The 20,925-nt window shown below is 57.6% G+C and carries 23 protein-coding genes; 12 read left to right on the top strand and 11 right to left on the bottom strand.

Annotated elements, in window-relative coordinates; genetic code table 11:
* Positions 1-198: 198 nt before the first annotated feature.
* Positions 199-900, top strand: coding sequence for a 7-cyano-7-deazaguanine synthase QueC (queC, locus tag TU84_RS16655; protein ID WP_048370874.1), 702 nt, complete (start codon positions 199-201; stop codon positions 898-900).
* 67 nt (positions 901-967) lie between these two features.
* Here queC and TU84_RS16660 read toward each other — a convergent pair whose 3' ends face one another.
* Positions 968-1,843, bottom strand: coding sequence for a queuosine precursor transporter (locus tag TU84_RS16660; RefSeq protein WP_048370876.1), 876 nt, complete (start codon positions 1,841-1,843; stop codon positions 968-970).
* On the bottom strand, positions 1,833-2,432 hold the full coding sequence (locus TU84_RS16665) for a helix-turn-helix transcriptional regulator (protein WP_048370877.1): 600 nt from the start codon (positions 2,430-2,432) through the stop codon (positions 1,833-1,835). The genes TU84_RS16660 and TU84_RS16665 overlap by 11 nt, the downstream gene beginning before the upstream one ends.
* Positions 2,433-2,785: 353 nt before the next feature.
* Here TU84_RS16665 and TU84_RS25635 point away from each other — a divergent pair, with 353 nt between their 5' ends.
* The gene (locus TU84_RS25635; protein WP_082148744.1) at positions 2,786-3,175 is read left to right on the top strand and encodes a hypothetical protein; all 390 of its coding nucleotides are present in this window, start codon (positions 2,786-2,788) and stop codon (positions 3,173-3,175) included.
* A gap of 43 nt (positions 3,176-3,218) precedes the next feature.
* Here the strand turns inward: TU84_RS25635 and TU84_RS16670 are convergent, their stop codons facing one another.
* Positions 3,219-3,605 carry an MAPEG family protein gene (locus tag TU84_RS16670; protein WP_048370879.1) on the bottom strand — a complete coding sequence of 129 codons (387 nt, stop codon included), beginning with the start codon at positions 3,603-3,605 and terminating at the stop codon, positions 3,219-3,221.
* A gap of 309 nt (positions 3,606-3,914) precedes the next feature.
* Here TU84_RS16670 and TU84_RS16675 point away from each other — a divergent pair, with 309 nt between their 5' ends.
* From TU84_RS16675 to TU84_RS16685, 3 genes are all read left to right on the top strand, one after another.
* A complete protein-coding gene (locus TU84_RS16675) occupies positions 3,915-5,180 on the top strand; it encodes a cation:proton antiporter (protein ID WP_048370881.1) in 1,266 nt (421 codons plus the stop codon).
* Between the two features lie 154 nt (positions 5,181-5,334).
* Complete coding sequence (locus TU84_RS16680) at positions 5,335-5,706, top strand: hypothetical protein (protein WP_048370882.1); 372 nt, start codon at positions 5,335-5,337, stop codon at positions 5,704-5,706.
* A 1-nt stretch (position 5,707) separates the two neighbouring features.
* Positions 5,708-7,699, top strand: a complete 1,992-nt coding sequence (locus TU84_RS16685; RefSeq protein ID WP_048370884.1) for a pyrroloquinoline quinone-dependent dehydrogenase — start codon at positions 5,708-5,710, stop codon at positions 7,697-7,699.
* Positions 7,700-7,836: 137 nt separating this feature from the next.
* Here TU84_RS16685 and vapC read toward each other — a convergent pair whose 3' ends face one another.
* The 3 genes from vapC to TU84_RS16700 all read right to left on the bottom strand — a co-directional run bounded on the left by vapC (position 7,837) and on the right by TU84_RS16700 (position 9,478).
* Complete coding sequence (gene vapC / locus TU84_RS16690; RefSeq protein ID WP_048370886.1) at positions 7,837-8,235, bottom strand: type II toxin-antitoxin system tRNA(fMet)-specific endonuclease VapC; 399 nt, start codon at positions 8,233-8,235, stop codon at positions 7,837-7,839.
* On the bottom strand, positions 8,235-8,465 hold the full coding sequence (gene vapB / locus TU84_RS16695) for a type II toxin-antitoxin system VapB family antitoxin (protein ID WP_048370888.1): 231 nt from the start codon (positions 8,463-8,465) through the stop codon (positions 8,235-8,237). The genes vapC and vapB overlap by 1 nt, the downstream gene beginning before the upstream one ends.
* 80 nt (positions 8,466-8,545) lie before the next feature.
* On the bottom strand, positions 8,546-9,478 hold the full coding sequence (locus TU84_RS16700; protein ID WP_048370889.1) for a LysR family transcriptional regulator: 933 nt from the start codon (positions 9,476-9,478) through the stop codon (positions 8,546-8,548).
* A gap of 108 nt (positions 9,479-9,586) precedes the next feature.
* Between TU84_RS16700 and TU84_RS16705 the strand changes: the two genes are divergently transcribed.
* Genes TU84_RS16705 through TU84_RS16715 form a run of 3 tightly spaced genes read left to right on the top strand, consistent with a single transcriptional unit; the run spans position 9,587 to position 12,137 of the window.
* A complete protein-coding gene (locus tag TU84_RS16705; protein ID WP_048370891.1) occupies positions 9,587-10,828 on the top strand; it encodes a D-amino acid dehydrogenase in 1,242 nt (413 codons plus the stop codon).
* Between the two features lie 29 nt (positions 10,829-10,857).
* Positions 10,858-11,208: a RidA family protein gene (locus TU84_RS16710; protein WP_048370894.1), complete on the top strand. Its 351-nt coding sequence runs from the start codon at positions 10,858-10,860 to the stop codon at positions 11,206-11,208.
* 26 nt (positions 11,209-11,234) lie between these two features.
* Positions 11,235-12,137, top strand: a complete 903-nt coding sequence (locus tag TU84_RS16715; protein ID WP_048370896.1) for a transporter substrate-binding domain-containing protein — start codon at positions 11,235-11,237, stop codon at positions 12,135-12,137.
* Between the two features lie 9 nt (positions 12,138-12,146).
* Here TU84_RS16715 and TU84_RS16720 read toward each other — a convergent pair whose 3' ends face one another.
* Positions 12,147-12,788 carry an HD domain-containing protein gene (locus TU84_RS16720; RefSeq protein WP_048370898.1) on the bottom strand — a complete coding sequence of 214 codons (642 nt, stop codon included), beginning with the start codon at positions 12,786-12,788 and terminating at the stop codon, positions 12,147-12,149.
* Here TU84_RS16720 and TU84_RS26310 point away from each other — a divergent pair.
* Together TU84_RS26310 and TU84_RS16725 are read left to right on the top strand one after the other, a co-directional pair.
* A complete protein-coding gene (locus tag TU84_RS26310; RefSeq protein WP_164488148.1) occupies positions 12,787-12,951 on the top strand; it encodes a hypothetical protein in 165 nt (54 codons plus the stop codon). The two genes, TU84_RS16720 and TU84_RS26310, sit on opposite strands and share 2 nt — an antisense overlap.
* A 28-nt stretch (positions 12,952-12,979) precedes the next feature.
* On the top strand, positions 12,980-13,945 hold the full coding sequence (locus TU84_RS16725; protein WP_048370900.1) for a GlxA family transcriptional regulator: 966 nt from the start codon (positions 12,980-12,982) through the stop codon (positions 13,943-13,945).
* A gap of 87 nt (positions 13,946-14,032) precedes the next feature.
* On the opposite strand, the gene TU84_RS16730 is transcribed toward TU84_RS16725, so the two are convergent.
* Positions 14,033-14,752 (bottom strand): 16S rRNA (uracil(1498)-N(3))-methyltransferase, encoded by a 720-nt coding sequence (locus TU84_RS16730; protein ID WP_048370902.1) that lies wholly within the window; start codon positions 14,750-14,752, stop codon positions 14,033-14,035.
* A gap of 105 nt (positions 14,753-14,857) precedes the next feature.
* Complete coding sequence (locus TU84_RS16735) at positions 14,858-16,264, bottom strand: adenosylmethionine--8-amino-7-oxononanoate transaminase (RefSeq protein ID WP_048370904.1); 1,407 nt, start codon at positions 16,262-16,264, stop codon at positions 14,858-14,860.
* A gap of 286 nt (positions 16,265-16,550) precedes the next feature.
* On the opposite strand from TU84_RS16735, the gene TU84_RS16740 reads away from it, so the two are divergent.
* Both TU84_RS16740 and TU84_RS16745 read left to right on the top strand, forming a co-directional pair.
* Positions 16,551-17,102 carry a cytochrome b gene (locus TU84_RS16740; RefSeq protein ID WP_048370907.1) on the top strand — a complete coding sequence of 184 codons (552 nt, stop codon included), beginning with the start codon at positions 16,551-16,553 and terminating at the stop codon, positions 17,100-17,102.
* 32 nt (positions 17,103-17,134) lie between these two features.
* Positions 17,135-17,713 (top strand): YceI family protein, encoded by a 579-nt coding sequence (locus tag TU84_RS16745; protein ID WP_048370909.1) that lies wholly within the window; start codon positions 17,135-17,137, stop codon positions 17,711-17,713.
* A 70-nt stretch (positions 17,714-17,783) separates the two neighbouring features.
* Here TU84_RS16745 and TU84_RS16750 read toward each other — a convergent pair whose 3' ends face one another.
* Positions 17,784-19,625 carry a DEAD/DEAH box helicase gene (locus tag TU84_RS16750; protein WP_048370911.1) on the bottom strand — a complete coding sequence of 614 codons (1,842 nt, stop codon included), beginning with the start codon at positions 19,623-19,625 and terminating at the stop codon, positions 17,784-17,786.
* A 385-nt stretch (positions 19,626-20,010) separates the two neighbouring features.
* A complete protein-coding gene (metF, locus tag TU84_RS16755; RefSeq protein ID WP_048370913.1) occupies positions 20,011-20,856 on the bottom strand; it encodes a methylenetetrahydrofolate reductase [NAD(P)H] in 846 nt (281 codons plus the stop codon).
* Positions 20,857-20,925: the final 69 nt, after the last annotated feature.

A 20,925-nucleotide genomic window follows, 5' to 3' on the forward strand; every position in this document is an offset into this window, starting at 1 on the left:
TCTCCTTCGGGAGAGGGCTAGGGTGAGGGTTGCTCTTAGACCAAGATCAAAAGATCGCGAGACAAGCTCGCTCCTACACGATGGGGAGTCAGATAAGTCTTCTTCTATATCTAGAAAACTCCTGCAAATCCTCCCCCGCTTGTTCCTGCCCACCTCGCGGAATAGTCTCGACGCTCGCCCTATTTATCGAGACCTCACATGACTAACAAAGCGGTTATCGTCTTCAGTGGCGGGCAAGACTCGACGACGTGTCTGTTACAGGCGCTGCCTCTGTATGACGAAGTGCACTGCATTACCTTTGACTACGGCCAGCGTCACCGCGCGGAAATTGACGTTGCACGGGCGCTTTCCAAGCAACTGGGCGCCACTAAACACACCGTTCTGGATGCCTCTCTGCTCAATCAATTAACGGTCAGCAGCCTGACCCGCGAAGATATGGCCGTGCCCAACGCGTCAGCACCTGAAAACGGTTTACCGAGTACCTTCGTGCCAGGGCGCAATATTGTGTTTCTCACCCTGGCGTCTATTTATGCCTACCAGGTGCAGGCCAACACCGTGATTACCGGCGTGTGCGAAACAGACTTTTCAGGCTACCCGGACTGCCGCGACGCGTTCGTCAAATCACTGAACCAGGCCATCACCTTGGGCATGGCCTACGACGTACGCATCAAAACGCCATTGATGTGGCTAAACAAAGCCGAAGTGTGGGCGCTGGCCGATGAGTACCAGCAATTGGCCGTAATTCGTGACCAAACCCTGACCTGCTACAACGGCATCCAGGGCGCAGGCTGCACTCACTGCGCCGCCTGCAGCTTGCGGGCAAAAGGGTTGGCCGAGTACTTGAGCGACACAGCAGGTGTTCGCCAACGCTTGCAGGCAAAGCTGCTAAAAGCCGCATAGCGCCTTGCACGTCAGCCACTATCAACACGCTGGGCGTGTTGATAGTCAGCGAATCATTGCCGGGCGATTACCTGCTCTCCACCGTCATGTATTTGTTTAACAGCGCCCTCATGCCATACGCCGGGAACACGTTAAAAAATGCAAAGCTCACTTTGATAAGAATCTGGATAACGATCATGTCAAGGATGACACTGGTTTCCATAACGCCATAAAACGCCAGAAAGCAAAAAAGAAAACTGTCAATAATGACCGCGATAAAGGTGCTCAGGAACACCCGGAGAAACAAGAACCTCGAATTCGTCAATTCTTTAATCTTGCACAGCAAGTAGGTATTGACGTACTCCGATACCAAAAATGAAATTAACGACGCGATCAGCACTGAAGACAGGTGACCAATCACCTGGTTATAGGGCGCATCCAGTTTCCAGTCAGACAGCCCTGGCAGGTAAGTCGTTACGCTGAGCATGGCAATAATGAGTGCATTACTCACAAAGGCAAAAAATATGGCCCTTCTTGCAAGCCTGAGGCCATAAGACTCGTTGAGTACATCCACAATAAGAAAGGTCAACGGGTATAAAAAAGCCCCCGGTGTTACCACAATGCCCGGCCACTCCAGAAAAATTGGTTTGGTGGCCGCAATACTGGTGAATATGTAGAGGGTAAATAACAGCAGGTTCAAAACAACATAGATCATCCATGAACGTTCGTGACGGTCTTTGAAGTCGTAGGCGGTCACAGAGCCCTCTTGCGAGTAGAGCTTTTTATGAATTGTCTTGACCTCGGCCGGATTAAAATTATCCATCACCTCGCTGCTTATTAACTCAGACAGCTTAACTTTGATCACTTTACCGGTTGCCACCACCATGACAATGACCCGGCTTTTATGATTATCGAAGCCGAGCAGTTTGTACCTGGAGTTATCCGCTTCGCACTTACAGGTCATTGAAGCGCTCCTCGACGATATACCCGATCACACATAGCCCACTCGATTCAACCGACTGACCGTCCACGATACTGAGCCGCAAAGTGCCCGTGTCGTATGCCAAGTGGTCGCCAACCTTGTTCACACAGCCCTTGTGAACGATCAAGACATCACCGGCCCCATAAGATGCATAACGTCGATATTCCAAAATAACAGCCACCATGTTATGAGCCGAACCGAAATAGTAAGTGAGTGGAAAACGCGTCACCAATTCACCAATTGGCTTATCAAGACAACTGATTAATTGCCCTTCTTTTAGAACAGGTACAGCCGCCGGATTCATGTTCCCTTCGATTGAAGCACTCCGCTCCAGCGTTTCTTTTTCTTCAAAATCTATTCGTTCTATTTCTTCGTAAGACACGCCAAAAAAATTAGATATCTTGCGCACAGTGGAGTGCTGAACATTAGATACCTTACCTTCTAAAATATTGTAGATCGTGGTTCGTGTCAGGCCACTGGCAACACACAGTGATACCTGACTTTCTCCGCGACTCTTGATCAAATAGCGAATATTACTTTTTAAATTTTTATTCTTTTCTTTTCGATGCATCTTGCCCCCTCACACTGTACACGCCGAGCCTACGACTTACCTTCAACGCTTGAGACGGACTCATAGTGCAAATGTTTCGCCCATAAAACCAGCAAGGAAAACAAGACAAAAAATTTCATCTCACACGCAGTCTTTTTATCACGAATGAACTATCCGCCTAGCATGTAGGCAACTTGCACAGCCATAGCGTTAAAAACACGGCGAATTATCTGCACATATTTTTATTATTGATTACTTGAGATTAACCATTACTTTGGACACGTGTTAACTTTTATGAAAAGCACGTTTAATACTTATTGCACGCAGAACTGACACTCACCCAATAGCCATCCTCCCTACGCTTGGGGTTTCCCGTGAAAAAAGCATCTCCGGCTTCAATCGACTTTGTGCCAGAAGGCTCTGCAATTGACACGCTTGTGCTGGACCGCGCAGCCGCTGATCGGGCACTCGATTTCTATCTGCCCGATACGTCAATGCTCGATGTATCACCATCAGCCATTACAACACTCAAGGACAGCGCCAACCTTCAAGCCGCCTTGAGCTGTGCGTCTGATTTGCTGCGTTGCGCAGCGCGATCGGCCAATGAAGTCAGCAATGCGCTAAACGGAGTACAACGTGAACACGCGTTACTGATCATCAACAGGGTCGAAAAAGCCAGACACTACATTGAAAATTCTCTGGCCGGGCTGACAGCTTCGTGGGAAATGATCCCGGGACAACCCGATTGGCAGGCAACTGAGTGACTGACAGGGGGCGCTGGTTCGCCCCCGGCAGGACACACGCAAGTTACATCGACACAAAAAAGAAGCTGACAATCAGCCCCATGCCGACAAACCAGACAATCGAGCGCAACAGCGCCCAGTCGGCCAGGTAGCAGATGATGTACAGCAGGCGGCTGGTGATGAATAGCACCGCCAGCACATCGATGGTCACTGGTTGGGCGTTGCCCACGATGTCGGCAATGATCACCGCCGCCGCAAAGGCCGGGGTCACTTCAAAGCTGTTGAGCTGCGCGTTGTGGGCGCGTTTGGCAGACCCTTCTAGGGTGGCGAGAAACGCGCGCGGGTCATGGTTTTGTCGGGGGCCGAACTTGCCTTGGCTGAACTTGGCAATGCCAGTACAGACGTACGGCAAACACAGGGCAATCAGTACACACCAGAAGGCAACGGTCATGGGACTTTCCTTTTTAGAGTTTCATCACGAGCATGCCGATCAGCACCCGTCCACAGGCTAAGAGCGTCCGGCGGCCAAAAGGTTCTTGGCGCTGCTGGTGCTCGCTTGGTTGTAACAGCCGCGGTCTAAACTTCCAGCGATCTTTTGCGCTTTGCGTGGGTCCAAACAAACCACCGCCACCTGCACCAACGCCTACGCTTAACCCAGGGTGTGCCGGGTAAAGATGTGTCCCTGAGCGCTGCGATTACATCAAACACACAGTCCGACCCGTTCGGGCTTCCATTCACTCACGCCACCACAGGATCCCGGATGCTTGAGCTTGTTGCTGCGTTTATCTGCCTGACTTCACTACTCACGTATGTGAATTACCGTTTTATCGGCCTGCCGCCAACGATTGGCGTCATGGTCACTGCCCTTATGTTTTCGCTGCTGTTGCAGGGTTTGAGCTTTCTCGGCTATCCGGGGCTCGAAGACCGTGTGCAAGAGCTGATCGGCCAGATCGACTTCAGCGATTTGCTGATGAACTGGATGCTGTCGTTCTTGCTGTTTGCCGGCGCCTTGCACGTTAACTTCAATGACGTGCGCAGTTATCGCTGGCCCATTGGCCTGCTGGCCACCTTCGGTGTGCTGATCGCGACCACGGTCATCGGCAGCCTCGCTTATTACATTTTCGAGCTGTTCGGCTGGCATATCAGCTTCCTGTATTGCTTGCTGTTTGGTGCGCTGATTTCCCCGACCGACCCGATCGCCGTGCTGGGTGTATTGCGTACGGCCAACGCGTCCAAGCCGCTGAAAACCACCATTGTGGGCGAGTCGTTGTTCAATGACGGCACTGCGGTTGTGGTGTTCACCGTGTTGCTCGGCATCGTGCAACTGGGCGAAACCCCGAGCCTCAGCGCGACCGCCATGCTGTTCGCCCACGAAGCCATTGGTGGCGTGGTGTTTGGTGGTCTGATCGGGTACCTGGTGTACCTGATGATCAAAAGCATCGAGCAGTATCAGATCGAGGTGATGCTGACCCTGGCGCTGGTGATCGGCGGCTCGGCCATGGCCAGTGAGCTGCACGTGTCTGCGCCGATTGCGATGGTGGTGGCCGGTTTGATCATCGGCAACTTGGGCCGCAACAAAGCCATGAACGACATGACCCGTCGCTACATGGACGGCTTTTGGGAACTGCTCGATGACATGCTCAACGCGCTGCTGTTTGCGTTGATCGGTATGGAACTGTTGCTGCTGCCATTCTCGTGGCTGCACTTGCTGGCGGCTGGCGTATTGGCCCTGGCGATTCTGCTCTCGCGCCTGCTCACCGTGGCCCCGGCCATTGTGCTGCTGCGTCGCTGGCGCACCGTGCCGCGTGGCACCATCCGCATTCTCACTTGGGGTGGCCTGCGTGGCGGTGTATCGGTGGCCCTGGCCCTGGCGTTGCCGTTGGGCCCGGAGCGCGACTTGATCCTGAGTATCACCTACATCGTGGTGCTGTCTTCGATCCTGCTTCAAGGTCTGACCATCGGCAAACTGGTCAGCCACGTCACCAAAGATGCGCCAGCACCTGCTGAATCCGAACACGCGCATTAAGCCTCAAAGCCCCCGCTCTACCGGCCCGGGCTGCGATTGTTGATCGCCAACAATCGCGGCCCGGCGCTCATTTCGTCCTGTTCCCGGCGTTTCCCGTCAGCTTGGCTACACTCCTTTCAAAATGTAAAAAAGTACGTCACGAAAGGAGAAAGTGATGAGTTCGTCTGCTGCCTATGCACCACCCCGGCGCCATCTCGGCGCTTACATCGTGATCATCACCGCGTTGATTGCTTTGTGTATCACTGCGTGGCGGTTCTTTACGCCGTTATCCGGGATAACCGATTCCGGTGGCGCGATGGTCGCCATGCTGGCCGAGTTTGTGCTGTTTATCCTGGGCCTGTTACTGATCAAGACAGAGGCCGGAGGGGCCAGGGCTTTCTTCCTGTTCCTGGCTTGGGTAGGTGTTATCGGGACGTTTTTTGCCGCCTTGTTGCTACATGGCTGGTGGACTGCCGCCGTGCTGGTTGTGTGCGCTGTAGGTGTCCTCATTGAAACGTTTGGCAGCAAGCCAACAAGGAGCGCGTGAGATGAGCACAATGAAAAAGAACCTTTTGGCAGCACCTGCCCTTTGTATGCTTGCGGGCATTTCTACAGCCCATGCAGACACGACCTACGTGGTTCCACCGCCTCTTCTGGCGCAGTCCAGCGTCTCTGCTGAGGACGCCAAGCTGCCGATTCCGACCGGTAAAGAATGGGACACCTTCCACGGCCAGCTCAGCTCGCAGAAGTACTCGCCGCTGACGCAAATCAACAAGGACAACGTCGGGCAGTTGAAGAAGGTCTGGCAGTATTTCACCGGGGACATGTCTGACGGCACCGGTAAAACCCCGGCCACCGTCTGGTCCGCCACGCCTATCTTCGCCAACGACACGCTGTACGTGGGCACACCGTTCTACCGCATCATTGCCCTTGAGCCCGAGACCGGCAAAGAGAAGTGGGTGTATGACACCAAGTCCGCATTGGTGGCCGAAACCCAGCCCGCGCTGAAGTCCCGTGGTGTGTCCTATTGGCAGGAAAAAGACCCGCAAGCGGGTGTTGCCTGTCAGAAGATGGTGTACCTGGGCAACATGACCGCACAGTTGTACGCCGTTGATGCTGACACCGGCAAACCGTGCGAAAACTTCGGTAAAAACGGTGTTGTAGACGTTAACCAGTGGAACAAGCAGAACAACAAATGGCCGTTGTCGCAGTTGCAACCGCCAACCGTGATCGGCGACAAGCTGATCGTGGGCTGGGCCGGTAAAGACTGGGAATACGAAGTCGAATCGCCAGGCTCGCTGTTTGCCCTCAACGCCCGCACTGGCGAGCTGGAATGGGAATTCAAGCCGATCCCTGAAGAGGAAGCCGGCAAAACCGGTACCGCCAACATCTGGACCGCCATGTCCTATGACCCGGCGCTGGGGTTGCTGTACATCCCTGTGTCTTCGCCGTCGCCCAACTACTGGGGTGGCAACCGCACCAACCCGATTCCGCTGGGCACCTCAACCACGGCGCTGGATATCAACACGGGTAAAGTCGTGTGGTCGCGTCAGTGGGTTCACCACGATATCTGGGACTACGACATCAACTCTGCGCCGACGCTGATGGACATCACCGTGAATGGCAAACCTGTAGCGGCGCTGGTACAAGCGACCAAAATGGGCTTCCTGTTCACCGTGGACCGTCGCACCGGTGAAGACGTGTGGCCGATTGAAGAACGTCCGGTGCCTAAAGGCGAGGCCAAGGGTGAAGTCTACTCACCGACCCAACCGTTCCCGACCAAGCCTGCACCGCTGCTGGATCAGTCGAAAAAACCGGCCATCTGGAAAATCGCTGACATTGTCGGCTTTGGCCAGTGCAGCAAGATGTGGGACGGCCTGGAATACAACGGCATGTACTCGCCGCCCGGCCTCAAAGGCAATGGCGTGCTGGCCTACCCGGACAGCGCCGGTGGTGTGCAGTGGGGTGGCGTAGCGTTCGACCCGGTCAGCCAGGTCGCCATCGTCAACACCTCGCACATCGTGCAGATGATCAAGCTGTGGGATCGCGAGGCCTACGACAAACAGCCTAAAGAATCCGGTAACGAAAACGGCTTCTACCCACAAATCGGCGCGCCTTACGGCATGTCGTTGGTCAACGCGCAGAACTGGGCCGGCATGCCGTGCTGGGCTCCGCCGTTCGGTGAACTGGTGGCGATCAACATGCAGACCGGTGACGTGAAATGGCGTCGTCCGATGGGTGCTGTTCAACAGTGGGGCTGGTACATGCCGCCAGACATGGGTTCGCCAACCATTGGTGGCCCGGCGGTGACAGCCGGTGGCGTAGTGTTCATTGGCGCCTCGATGGACGCCAAGGTACGCGCCTACGCACTGGATGACGGTAAAGAACTGTGGTCTGACATCGTCATGGCCCCCGCCGTCGCCAACCCTGCGGTGTACGAATACAAAGGCAAGCAATACGTGGCCTTTGTCGCAGGCGGCAACTCGATCATGAAAGATCAAGTCGGCGACCAAGTGGTGGTGTACGCGCTGCCGAAGTAAGACTTGGCGAGTTGTGACTGGTGGGAGCGGGCTTGCTCGCGATGCTATCGATGCGGTGTGCCAGACAGGCCGCATCGCCTGCATCGCGGGCAAGCCCGACTCCCACACCTCTATGGGTATGACCCTAAATCAGGTTGTTATCTCCAGTCCTCGATACGCAAACCGGGAACACGTTCGAATTCTCGGGTGTTGTTTGTCACTAGAACCAAACCCAATGATCGGGCATGACCGGCAATCATCTGATCGTAAGGGCCAATCGGCGTGCCCAATTTTGCTAACTCAGCACGAAGCTGGCCCGTGTTGGCTGCGGCTTCCCAATCATATTTGAGCACCTCCAACCGTGCGGCAAAGCCCTCAACCACAGCTAAATTGCGCTGCGGGTTTGAAGATTTTTCCGCCCCGAACACCAATTCCATCAACGTCACGGTGCTGATGCATAACTGCCCGTGATGCGCGTTAAAAGCTTCACGCACATACTCAGGCCGGTTCTTGATTGTGAAAATACAAATGTTGGTATCGAGCATGAACTTAAGCATCAGAATTCATCCCGCTGTTGATCAGCCGGTTGTTCACGCTCGCTCATGAAGTCTGCTGTAACACCTTCGCCCTCAAACCAGCTGTCCCACGATTCCCCCGCCGGTGTGATTATTCGCGCTCTGCCTACGGCGATGATATCAACGCGTCTCACATCGTCAGGTAGCGCAGCCGCTTTAGGAAGTCTGACTGCCTGGCTTCGATTACTTTGAAAAACCGAACCTTGTTCCATGCTAAACCTCCGGGATATGTCGCTCGTATATCCCATCCTAGTTTTCGTCTCTTACAAGTCAATGCCCCATTAAGAAAGCATCAATCCCCCCGACGAGTGGCGTCAGCCCCTTCTATCCGCCGCAGCTGTTCATTGGCTCGCTCGGCGAACAATTCCAGTAACCCTTCCAGCAGATGCACCGGCGCTTCGTCGGCGCGGGTCAGGGCGTACAGGGTGATCGGCAATGCCGGGCTCAACGGGCGGATGACGGTGCTTGCCGCTGAGGCGCCCAAGGCGGTGAACGGGTCTATCACGGCCAGCCCCGCTCCCGATTCCACCATCGCTCGCGCCAGCGAGTAGGTCTGCACCGCAATGTTGATGCGCGGGGGCGGCTCGATGGTTTTCAGGTAGCTGTCCAAGCGCGCAAACAACGGATCGGCGCTGCTCAGGCCAATCAACGGGGCGTCCGCCAGTTCATGCAGCGCCAGCGACTCGCCCTCACGGTCTTCGCTCCAGTAACCCCGTGGCGCCAACGCGACCAGCACGCTGTGTGCCAACGCCTGGGCCTTGAGCCCCGGGTGGTCGGGCAGTTTCAAGGTCAGCGCTACGTCCAGTTCACGCATCAGCAGGCTTTGCACCAGTTCACGACTGTGTGCGCTCGCCAGTTCGCAGCGGCTGTCGGGGTAGCGGCGTGTCCACTCGCCAATCACTGGCGGCAACAAGGACAACGCCAACGCAGGCGTGCTGCCGATGCGCAAGCGATGCCCCGGTGTGCGCCGCAAGCTTTCGGCCAGACGCTGCACGCCTTGCACGCTCTCGCTGACTTTTTCGACCTCACGCTCCAGCAGCAAGGCCTCGGGGGTGGGCTGCAGTTTGCCGCGCACGCGCAAGAACAACGGAAACCCCAGTTGCATCTCGGCATGCTGCAGGACTTTGCTCACCGCAGGTTGCGAGACATGCAGCAACTGGGCGGCGGCGCTGATGGAGCCGGTCTGGCGAATAGCCTGGAATATTTCGATGTGGCGCAAGCGCATGGCAGCAGTCCATAACCTTTGTTTATGGGTGAAGCATCTTTAATCATTGTTCAGCGCCTGTCACCTGCCCCTAATCTGAAACCCGCACAACAGTGGGTAAGGACTGACATGGCACAGCGCGTTTGCATCATCGGTGGTGGAGTTATCGGGCTGGCAACGGCGTATGCGCTGGTGCGCGAAGGCTTTGACGTGAGTGTGATCGAAGCCCGCCCGACCCTCGGCAGCCAGACCAGCTTTGCCAATGGCGGCCAATTGTCGTACCGCTATGTCGCCCCGCTGGCCGATGCTGGCGTGCCGTTGCAGGCGCTGGGCTGGATGTTGCGCGGCGACTCACCGCTCAAACTGCGCCCGCGCATGGACCCGGCGCAATGGCGCTGGCTGGCCTCGTTTGTGGCCGCCTGCCGGGGGTCGGTCAATCAGCGCAATGGCGCACATTTGCTGCGTTTGGCATTGCTGAGCCAGGCCACGTTGCAGCAATGGCGCGAGGAAGATCATCTGGACGGGTTCCAATGGCGGCGTAACGGCAAGCTGGTGGCTTTTCGCGAACCGTCGCACTTCGCCAAGGCCCGGCAAAAAGTTATCCACAGCTCGTTTCAGCAAGCGCTCTCTGCCAGCGAATGCTCGGCCCTGGAGCCCGGTTTGCAGGGCTCCACGTTTGTCGGCGGCATTTACACCCCCGATGAAGAAGTCGGTGATTGCCACGCCTTCTGCCAACAGTTATTCGCCCGTTTACAGGCCTCGGGGCGTTGCACATTTCTGCTGGGCAAAACCGTCACCCGTTTGCATCACGAGCACGGTGTGGTCAAAGCCGTGCACATGGGTGACGAGGTGCTGCCGGTCGATCAACTGGTGCTCGCAGCGGGGCATAATAGCCCGGCCTTGAGCCTGCCGGGACTGAATTTGCCGCTGTATCCGCTCAAGGGGTACAGCCTCACATTGCCGTTGAGCGACCCCGGCAAAGCCCCCGATGTGAGCATCACCGATTACGACCGCAAGATCGTGTACGCGCGCATTGGCGAACAGTTGCGCATTGCCGCGATGGTCGACATCGTCGGTTTTGATGCCTCACTCGACCCCAAGCGCCTCGCGCAAATGCGCCAGCTGGCCCAAAGCACTTTCCCCGAAGCGGGCGATTACCAACACGCCATTGAGTGGGCAGGTATGCGCCCGGCCACCCCCAGCGGCGTACCGATTCTGGGCGCCAGCGGCTATCGCAACTTGTGGCTCAACCTGGGCCACGGCGCGCTGGGCTTTACCCTGGCTTGCGGCAGCGGGCGCTTGCTGAGCGAGCTGATTGCACACCGCAAAACCTCCATTGACCTGCAAGGTCTGGCCTTGCACGCCGCCTGACATTGACCCAAACCTTAAGGAAATGCCCGATGACGATTCACCGCATTCACAGCAATGACCGTTTAAGCGCCGCTGCGACCTATGAGGCGCTGGTGTTTCTGTCCGGGCAGGTGCCGACTGGTAGCGAGGACATTACCGCGCAGACCGAAGAAGTCCTGAGCAAGATCGACGCCTTGTTGGCCGAAACCGGCAGCAGCAAGGACCACATCCTCAACGCCACGATTTACCTGCAAAACATTGAGCGCGACTTCGCGCCCATGAACGCGGTGTGGTCTGCCTGGCTGTCTGCGGGCAAGGCGCCGACGCGCACCACGCTGCAAGCGCAACTGGCCCGGCCGCAGGTGCTGGTGGAAATCAGCGTGATTGCTGCCCGTCACTAATCAGCTTGAAACCGGAGAATAAGAAGATGAAAAAGCTCACCTTGATCAGTTGCACGCTGGGCCTTTTGCTCAGCCACTCACTGCACGCCAGCGAAGCGCCGTTGCAGGGCACACTCAAAAAAGTCGCTGATTCCGGGAGCATAACCCTGGGTTATCGCGATGCATCGGTGCCTTTTTCCTACGTAGGCGACAACACAGGCAAGCCGATGGGCTATTCGGTGGAGCTGGCGAACAAAATCGTCGAGCGCATCCAGCAGCAAATCGGCGGCGCGCCACTGAAGGTCAAATACAACCTGGTGACCTCGCAAACCCGTATCCCGCTGGTGCAAAACGGCACGGTTGATCTGGAGTGCGGCTCAACCGGCGTGACGGCCGAGCGGCAAAAACAGGTGGCGTTCTCGTATGGCTTTATCTACGTCAAAGGCCAGTTGCTGACCGCCAAAAACAGCGGCATTCAGGGCTTTGACGACCTGCGCGACAAGAACGTCGTGACCACGGCGGGCACCACCAATGAGCGCTTTCTCAAGAGCTACAACGCCGACCACAAGATGAACATGAACGTGATCAGTGCCAAAGACCATGGCGAGGCGTTCAAGATGCTCGAAACCGGCCGTGCTGTGGCCTTTTACATGGATGACGCGCTGCTCTACGGCGAACGCGCCAAAGCCCGCGACCCGCACAACTGGGTGGTGGTGGGTCACGAGCAGTCGCGTGAAATCTACAGCTGCATGGTGCGCAAGGACGACCCGCAGTTGCTGGCGGTGGTGAACCAGGCGCTGGCGGATCTGTACCAGTCGGGCGAGATCAACGGCATCTATCAGCGCTGGTTTGAGCAGCCGATTCCACCGAATGGCCTGAACCTGGAGTTCCCGATGACCGCCGAACTGAAGCAGATCATCGCCAAGCCAGTGAGCGATCCGGTGGAGTAAACCCCAGGCTTACGACACCCACGGCGACGTGCGGATGATCTCGACGAAGTTCAGTGGCTTGAAGCTTGGGTCGATGTCCACCAGCACGTCGGCGTTAACCGTGCCGAAGGTGGTGTCGGGGCGGTGTTTGAAGCCGTTGGCGAAGGCACAGAGGATGCATTCCTTGAAGCCTTCGCCACGCGGGTGCGCATGCACCACGGCTTCGCGTTGCTCAGTGGGGAACGCCGCGTAATCAATGCCCAGCACGTCCATTTCTACGCCCGCCGTCACCAGCGCCACGTTCGGCCGAAGGTGTTGCGGCACGCCCGGCGTGGTGTGCAGGGCAATGGACAACCAGACTTGTTCGACATCATCGTCGCTCAGGCCAAAGGGTTTCATGAAGGCTTTGGCGCTGTTGGCGCTGTCCACTTCAAACCGTTCGTTGTCACTGCGATGGCCTTCAACCAGGCCCAGATCATGGAACATCGCCCCCACGTACAAAAGCTCCGGGTCATAGGCCAATTGCTTGCGTTGGCCGCTCAGCGCGCCAAACAAAAACACCCGCCGCGAGTGGTTATAAAGCAGATCGGACTCCACATCACGGATGTATTCGGTCGTTGCTTTTGCCAAGGCGCTGTCCGGAATGGCGATGCCTGCGATGGTCTGACTCATGACGAACTCCTCGATCAAGCGCCGGGGTGGCGCTGTTGAGTTCAGTGTGGACCGCGTCCTCTATGGCAACAATCGTCACGCAGGTGCGATTCGTGCCAATCAGATGGCAATGCCGGCCACGCCTTTTAACAGGCTTGCCACAGCGGGCGGCGGCGGTATTTGATGTAACACCCCTCAGACGGCGAACCCTGATGACCTTGAAGATCGCATTGATCGTTTTCCCCGGCGTGCAGGCCCTGGATGTGACCGGGCCCATGGATGTGTTCGCCGAGGCCAATGTGTTTCTGCCGCCCGCTGAGCGCTATCAACTGGAGGTGCTGGGCCTTGAGGCAGGCTTGCTGGCCTGCTCCAACGGCTTGTCGATCCAGGCCCATCGGCATTTCACCGAGGCCAGCACCGCCTACGACCTGGTCTTGTGTGCTGGCGGCCCGGCCCTGCCCGATCAGGATTTTGGCCCGGCGTTTTATAGCTGGTTACGCACACTGTGCCGCCGCTCGCGACGCTTTGGTTCGATCTGTAACGGGGCGTTGATGCTCGCTCGCGCAGGCTTGCTGGACGGCCGACGTGTGACCACCCACTGGGGCGATGTTGCAGCCTTGGCGCGCCTGTGCCCGGGCGCCAAACTGGAAGCCGATCGCTTGTATGTGCAGGACGACAACGTGTTTACGTCGGCCGGGGTGACGGCCGGGATTGATCTGTCGCTGTATGTGTTGTGCCAGGATCATGGCCCCGAGATCGCACTCAGCGTGGCCAAACGGCTGGTGGTGTTTACCCAGCGTTCGGGCGGGCAGTCGCAGTTCAGCCCGTTTCTGACAGCGACCACCCCGGACGATTCGCCGGTGGCGGCGGTGCAACGGTTTGTGCAGGCCAATCTGCGTGCGGATCTGACCATCGGTGAACTGGCGCTAGCGGCCAACATGAGCCCGCGCAACTTCTCTCGGGTATTTGCCCGTGACACCGGTATTACCCCGGCACAATTTGTTGAAGGTGCGCGGGTGGATGCCGCCCGCGCATTACTGGAAAACCCGGCGCTGGCCCTCAAGACCGTGGCCTACGAATGCGGTTTTCGCGATGCGCATCACCTGCGCAGCGTGTTCATGCGCAGGCTGGGCGTGTCGCCGCAGCAGTTTCGGGCGAACTTCGCGGTGATGGCGTAACGAGTATTCCTGTAGGAGCGAGCTTGCCTCGCGATCTTTTGATCTTTAAAAGATCGCGAGGCAAGCTCGCTCCTACAGGTCAATCGTTTAGAAATCACCCCACAGTTGCTGGGCCACGGCCAGCGCGACTACGGGCGCCGTTTCGGTGCGCAGCACACGCGGACCGAGGCGGGCCGGCTGGAAGCCTGCCGTTTGAGCGTGCTCCACTTCGTTATCGGTCAACCCGCCTTCCGGCCCGATCAAAAACGCCAGGCGCGCAGGCTTGGCGTGGCTGGTCAGCGGCGCTGACACCGGATGCAGCACCAGCTTGAGGTCGGCTTCGGTGGTTTTGATCCAGTCACTGAGCAATACCGGCGGGTGAATCACCGGCACCCGCGAACGGCCACACTGCTCACACGCACTGATCGCCACTTGCCGCCAATGCGCGAGGCGCTTGTCAGCACGTTCATCTTTGAGCCGCACTTCGCAACGCTCACTCATGATCGGAGTAATTTGCGTCACGCCCAATTCAGTGGCCTTTTGAATCGCCCAGTCCATACGCTCACCACGGGACAACCCCTGGCCCAGGTGAATGGCCAACGGCGACTCAACTTGCCCGGCAAAGGTTTCGTCGAGCACCACGCGCACACGTTTTTTGCCGACTTCCAGCAAGCGCCCCAGAAACTCCTGACCCGAGCCGTCGAACACTTGCAGGGCATCGCCCTCGGCCATGCGCAGCACGCGGCCAATGTAATGCGCCTGGGCTTCAGGCAGTTCATGCTCACCGAGGCTCAACGGGGCGTCGATAAAGAAGCGGGACAATCTCATTTAATTTCTCTGAAAAAAAGCCCTCTGTAGGAGCGAGCTTGCCTCGCGATCTTTTGGCTTTAAAAAAAGATCGCGAGACAAGCTCGCTCCTACAGGGGATTAAAATTAACCCGGGTCGCGGAAGTCTGGATGGAAGTTCGCCGGCACGGCCACGCTGATGTCCGTACGCGTCGCGATGTCGATGCCTTCGCTGGCCACTTCAGCCAGAAAATCGATCTGCTCGGGGGTAATCACGTAAGGCGGCAAGAAATACACCACACTGCCTAACGGGCGCAACAACGCACCCCGCTCCAGCGCGTGCTGGAAGACTTTCAGGCCGCGTCGTTCCTGCCACGGGTAAGCCGTTTTGGTGGCTTTGTCCTGGACCATTTCTATCGCCAGCACCATACCTGTCTGACGCACTTCCGAGACATGTTCATGCTCGGCCAGGTGGGCCGTTGCGCTGGCCATGCGCTGGGCGAGTGCCTTGTTGTTTTCGATGACGTTGTCGTCTTCAAAAATATCCAGCGTGGCCAACGCCGCCGCACACGCCAGCGGGTTGCCGGTGTAGCTGTGGGAATGGAGGAAGGCGCGCAGGGTCGGGTAGTCGTCGTAGAACGCGCTGTACACCTCATCGGTGGTCAGGCATGCCGCCAGCGGCAAGTAGCCACCGGTCAAGGCTTTGGACAGGCACAGGAAGTCTGGCGTGATGCCGGCCTGTTCACAGGCAAACATTGTCCCGGTACGGCCAAAACCCACGGCGATTTCGTCGAGGATCAGGTGCACGCCATATCGGTCGCAGGCCTCACGCAACAACGTGAGGTACACCGGGTGGTACATGCGCATACCGCCCGCGCCCTGAATCAGCGGCTCGACAATCACCGCCGCAATCGTGGCATGGTGCTCGGCCAGGGTCTGTTCCATGGCCTGAAACATCGTGCGCGAGTGGGCTTCCCAGCTCACGCCTTCAGGGCGCAAGTAGCAATCGGGGCTCGGCACTTTGATCGTGTCGAGCAGCAAAGCCTTGTAGGTTTCGGTGAACAGCGGCACGTCACCCACCGACATCGCGGCCATGGTTTCGCCGTGGTAGCTATTGGTCAGCGTTACGAACCGTTTTTTGTCAGGCTGGCCGCGGTTGAGCCAGTAGTGAAAGCTCATCTTCAGCGAGACTTCGATACACGACGAACCATTGTCGGCATAGAAGCAGCGGGTCAGGCCTTGAGGGGTCATCTTGACCAGGCGCTCGGACAACTCGATCACCGGCTGATGGCTGAACCCCGCGAGAATCACGTGCTCCAGTTGGTCGACCTGGTCCTTGATACGCTGATTGATACGCGGGTTGGCGTGGCCAAACACGTTGACCCACCAGGAACTCACGGCATCCAGATAGCGTTTGCCTTCGAAGTCTTCGAGCCACACGCCTTCACCGCGCTTGATGGGGATCAGCGGCAACTGTTCGTGATCTTTCATTTGGGTGCAGGGGTGCCACAACACGGCAAGATCGCGCTGCATCCATTGATTATTCAGGCCCATTTCCACTCTCCTGGCGCTGGTTCCCGGCGTCTGCGGGCAAACAAGCCTGCAAGCCTATGCAATGCGCAAGCTCGTCACAAGTCATTACGTTTATCCATAGACACGCATATTTACATTCAAGGCACGGCTCGGCATAAAACACCGCACGCGGCTATTGTTAACGTTTGCTTAATGCATGATCCCCAGGCTACAGATCGTATTTATCGATGTTTTGCAGCAAAAAAATGCGCTTTCATTCGATAGGTAAACCATTAGTCTTAACGTCAATTCCCACAGGATGTTGGCAATGCAGCTACGTAACTCGTCTTCTCGCTATGGTGCCGTGAGTATTTTCCTGCACTGGTCAGTCGCGCTGGCCGTGTTTGGGTTGTTCGCATTGGGCTTGTGGATGGTCGGTCTCGACTACTATGACCCTTGGCGTAAAGAAGCGCCGGACCTGCATAAAAGCATCGGTCTGACGCTGTTGGCGGTCATGTTGATCCGTGTTGTCTGGCGGTTCATCAGCCCGCCGCCCCCTGCTTTAGAAACGTATAGCCCTGCAACCCGTATCGGCGCCAAGTTCGGTCACGCTTTTCTGTACCTGAGCTTGTTTGCCCTCATGATCGCGGGATATTTGATCTCGACGGCCGAAGGCGTGGGTATCCCTGTCTTCGGTCTGTTTGAAGTACCGGCACTGATCTCCAGCCTGCCCAATCAGGCTGATGTTGCTGGCGTTGTGCACCTGTGGCTGGCCTGGACCGTGGTGATCTTTGCTGTTCTGCATGGTCTGGCTGCCTTTAAACACCACTTCATTGACCGTGATGCGACCCTAAAACGTATGCTGGGCCGCAAAGCCTGATGCTCAACCTCAATTCAAAAGGAATAGAACGCATGTTGAAAAAGACGCTCGCTGCTCTGGCACTTGGGACTGCTCTGCTGACCGCCGGTCAAGCCATGGCTGCCGACTACACCATCGATAAAGAAGGCCAGCACGCTTTCATCGACTGGAAAATCAGCCACTTGGGCTACAGCTTCGTGCACGGCACGTTCAAGGACTGGAAAGGCACCTTCTCGTGGGATGCGGCCAAACCTGCCGACAGCAAAATTGACATCACTCTGCAAACCGCCAGCCTGTTCTCCAACCACGCAGAACGTGACAAGCACATCGCCAGCAAAGACTTCCTGGACGTCGCCAAATACCCTGAAGCGACCTTCAAGTCGACCAAAGTGGTGCCAACTGGCGACAAGACAGCTGACGTGACCGGCGACCTGACGCTGCATGGCGTGACCAAGCCTGTGACCTTCAAAGCCACATTCAACGGCGAAGGCAAGGATCCATGGGGCGGCGAACGTGCTGGCTTCAACGCTACCACCACGCTGAACCTGAACGACTTCGGCATCAAAGGCCCAGGCCCAACTGCTCAAACGCTGGACCTGGACATCTCGCTGGAAGGCGTGAAGGCCAAGTAATAGCGCTTTTAGATGGCTAAAAAAACGCCCCCAATCTTTCGGTCGGGGGCGTTTTTTATGCAGCGTTAACTCAGCGGTTGCGAGTCAACAGTGCAGGCTTCTCGCCACGAGGGCGGTTCGGCAGTTGATCCAGCTGCTCAGGGGTCAAAAAGCGATCGCTTTTGGACTCTTTGTGCATGATCTTCGGCTGGTTCTCACGTGGGCCTTTAACCGCTGGCTCTTGACGCGCAGTATCGCGCGCCGGGCGGTTGTCGCGACGGGCCTGGCCATCACGTGGGGCGCCGTTGCGTGGGCCGCTGCGCTTGGCTGGCGGGGTGCCAGTGCTGGCGCCGCTGCCGGTACGCGGGCCGTTTTGACGACCACCCGAACGGGCCGGAGTGCCAGCGCCTTGCGCCGGAGCGCCCGGACGACGGTCGCGGCCCTGGTTGTTTTTGTTTTGGTACGGGCTGACGTAATCAGCGCGGTTACCAAAGTTATCCACATCGTCATCACGGAACTCGTCCGGCGCACGGTTGGCGTCGGCACGAGGGGTTGGCTGACGCTGCTCACGGACAGGCTGGGCGCTGCGTGGCTTTTGCTCACGGGCTGGACGCTCGCCGCGTGCCGCTGAAGGTTTTTCTTTGCCCTTGTCTTTGCCTTTGTCTTTACGACCGCCGCCACCGCCCGGATTACCCGGACCGTCGCCGCGTGGGCCACGTGGCGGGTTGCGCGGGTTACGCACATCCGGACGCTCGCGCACTTCAGGCTTTTCAGCTTCTACGGCACTGGCGTCAAAACCCATCAGGTCGCCATCAGCGATCTTCTGTTTGGTCATGCGCTCAATGCTTTTGAGCAGTTTTTCTTCGTCGGGTGCGACCAGGGAAATCGCTTCGCCCGAACGACCGGCACGGCCCGTACGGCCGATACGGTGAACGTAGTCTTCATCTACGTTCGGCAGTTCGAAGTTGACCACGTGCGGCAACTGGTCGATGTCCAGGCCACGCGCTGCAATGTCGGTGGCAACCAGAATGCGCACAGAACCGGCTTTAAAGTCGGCCAGGGCTTTGGTACGCGCGTTTTGGCTCTTGTTACCGTGGATGGCCACAGCGCTCAGGCCGTGTTTGTCCAGGTATTCAGCCAAACGGTTGGCACCGTGCTTGGTACGGGTGAACACCAGCACCTGCTCCCAGGCACCTGCGGTGATCAAGTGGGCCAGCAAGGCACGCTTGTGGGTCGCAGGCAGGCGGAAAACACGCTGCTCGATGCGCTCAACCGTGGTGTTGGGCGGCGTCACTTCAATGCGCTCAGGGTTGCGCAGCAACTTGCCGGCCAGGTCGGTGATGTCCTTGGAGAACGTCGCCGAGAACAGCAGGTTCTGACGCTTGGCAGGCAAACGCGCGAGGACTTTTTTCACGTCATGGACAAAGCCCATGTCGAGCATCCGGTCGGCTTCATCAAGCACCAGAATTTCTACGTGAGAGAGGTCAACGCTGCCCTGGCCACACAGGTCGAGCAAACGACCCGGGCACGCCACCAGCACGTCAACACCGCGGGACATGGCTTGAACCTGCGGGTTCATGCCGACGCCGCCGAAGATGCAGGCACTGACGAACTTCAGGTCGCGGGCATAGAGCTTGAAGCTCTCGTGCACTTGGGCTGCGAGTTCGCGAGTCGGGGTCAGGACCAGCACGCGGGGTTGGCGTGGGCCGTGACGCTGGGATTTGTCCGGGTGGCCGTTGGGAAACAGCTTTTCCAGAATCGGAAGAGCGAAGCCGCCGGTTTTACCAGTACCTGTCTGGGCCGCTACCATCAAATCGCGACCTTGCAACACGGCGGGAATGGCCCGCTGTTGCACCGGAGTAGGCTCGGTATAGCCCGCATCTTCAATGGCGCGGACTAAAGCCTCGGAGAGACCGAGGGAAGCAAAGGACATGAGTAATCCTGTTCTAGTTAGGGCTTGGCCCAAAGGGATAGTCTTGCCTGGCGTGAATGGCGTTTAAGGTGACGCAATCCCGTCCGGTCCTGCTCCAGTCCTGAGGCTCATTCACATCGCTCGCGCGGGCTGGAAGCTGCGCAGTCACGGGGTTGAATGCCGGGTACAAGGACGAGCGGCCGGGCGTAAGCCTGGCGGAAAACCCGGAGTATAACAGAGCAATCACGGCGCGCCGATTTCATGCTGCTCAACGGTTTTGTAGGGGCACAGGCCATATAACCCGTGGGAGCGGGCTTGCTCGCGATGGTAGCACCACGGTTTATCAGCAAACCGGGTGACGCCCATCGCGAGCAAGCCCGCTCCCACAAGGGCGATGCCGTGTGGATCAGCGTGGCAGCTTCAGGTTGTTCCAGATCGCCAGGCTCGGCTCAGACTGGTTCAAGGTGTAGAAGTGCAGGCCCGGTGCGCCGCCATCGAGCAAACGCTCGCACATTTCGCTGATCACTTGCTCGCCAAACTTCTGAATGCTGGTCGCGTCATCGCCGTAGGCTTCCAGTTGCTTGCGAATCCAACGCGGGATTTCTGCACCGCAAGCGTCCGAGAAACGCGCCAACTTGCTGTAGTTGGTGATCGGCATGATGCCCGGCACGATCGGGATCATGACGCCGGCCGCACGTACGCGCTCAACAAAACGGAAGTAGCTGTCGGCGTTAAAGAAGTACTGGGTGATCGCACTGTCGGCGCCAGCGTTGGCCTTGCGCACGAAGTTGCTGATATCGTCTTCGAAATTGCGTGCCTGAGGGTGCATCTCAGGGTATGCCGCCACTTCAATATGGAAGTGATCGCCGGTTTCTTCGCGAATGAAGCTCACCAGGTCATTGGCATAGCGCAACTCACCGCTGGCCATCCCCATACCCGAAGGCAGGTCGCCACGCAGCGCGACAATACGCTTGATACCTGCACCCTTGTACTGGGTCAGCAGGCCACGCAAGTCGTCCTTGCTGTCACCGACACACGACAAGTGCGGGGCGGCAGGGACCTTGGCTTCGCTCTCCAGTTGCAGCACGGTGTTGATCGTGCGGTCACGGGTCGAGCCACCGGCACCGTAGGTGCAGGAGAAAAAATCCGGGTTGTAGGTCGCCAGCTGGCGAGCCGTGTTCATCAGTTTTTCATGTCCAGCATCGGTCTTGGTCGGGAAGAACTCGAAGCTGTAACGACGGTCTTGGGACATGGTCAAATCCTTGGCAATACAAAAGCCGAATACAAGCCCGCCCCCATCAGGGGGCGGGCTTGGCGATCC

The organism is Pseudomonas helleri (assembly GCF_001043025.1).
Lineage (GTDB): Bacteria > Pseudomonadota > Gammaproteobacteria > Pseudomonadales > Pseudomonadaceae > Aquipseudomonas > Aquipseudomonas helleri.